Source organism: Vibrio sp. 378 (assembly GCF_033339435.1).
This window is the reverse complement of record NZ_JAWOUO010000422.1, coordinates 1-770: the sequence shown is the minus strand read 5'-3', so window position 1 is coordinate 770 and position 770 is coordinate 1. Positions and strand designations below refer to the sequence as shown.

Below are 770 nucleotides of genomic sequence, written 5' to 3'. Positions count from 1 at the left end.
TATCCCATCGTCAACGCGTGTATGCACCAACTGAATCACACTGGTTATATGTCTAACCGTGGTCGCCAGTTGGTTGCAAGTTGCCTTGTTCATGAACTGGGGCTGGACTGGCGGTATGGCGCAGCCTACTTTGAAACGCAGTTGATTGACTACGATGTCGGCTCGAATTGGGGAAACTGGCAATATTTAGCGGGAGTAGGGGCAGATCCGAGAGGCTCTCGTCAGTTTAATTTGGAGAAGCAGACACAAATGTACGACCCAAATCATGAGTTCATTGAACGATGGCAAGGGCGTGACAGCCGAGCGCAGCAAGACGTTGTCGATATGGTCGACTGGCCAATCACAACGCAGCAAGAAAATGGAGATAAATAAATGCGTTATGACACGGTGCGATTGATTCTCGGCGACCAACTCAACTGCGAGCATTCTTGGTTTCAGCAAGCGGATGATACCGTGCTTTACTTGATTGCTGAGCTCAAGCAAGAAAACACTTACGTTACGCATCACATTCAAAAGGTGTGCGCCTTCTTCTCCGCGATGGCTATTTTTGCTCAAGAGAAGCAAGAAGAAGGGCATCATGTTCTGCATCTAACGTTGGATGACACTGCCGCTTTTGGCTATCTTGACCAAGTATTGCAGCACTACGTTCGTGAAGTAGGGGCAAGCAAATTTGAGTATCAACGGCCTGATGAATATCGACTGTTGGAACAACTGACCAAGTTGAAATTAGAAAGTGTAGTCAAACGTTGCGTCGATACTGAGCATTTTTT

The 770-nt window shown here is 47.1% G+C and carries 2 protein-coding genes; both read left to right on the top strand.

All coding sequences use genetic code 11. The features are described 5' to 3' along the window. A partial coding sequence (locus tag R7Q48_RS26705; protein ID WP_318133246.1) for an FAD-binding domain-containing protein occupies window positions 1-372 on the top strand: 372 nt, incomplete at its 5' end. Then, on the top strand, window positions 373-770 hold a 398-nt coding region (locus R7Q48_RS26700), incomplete at its 3' end, for a cryptochrome/photolyase family protein (protein ID WP_318133245.1). It abuts the gene before it with no gap.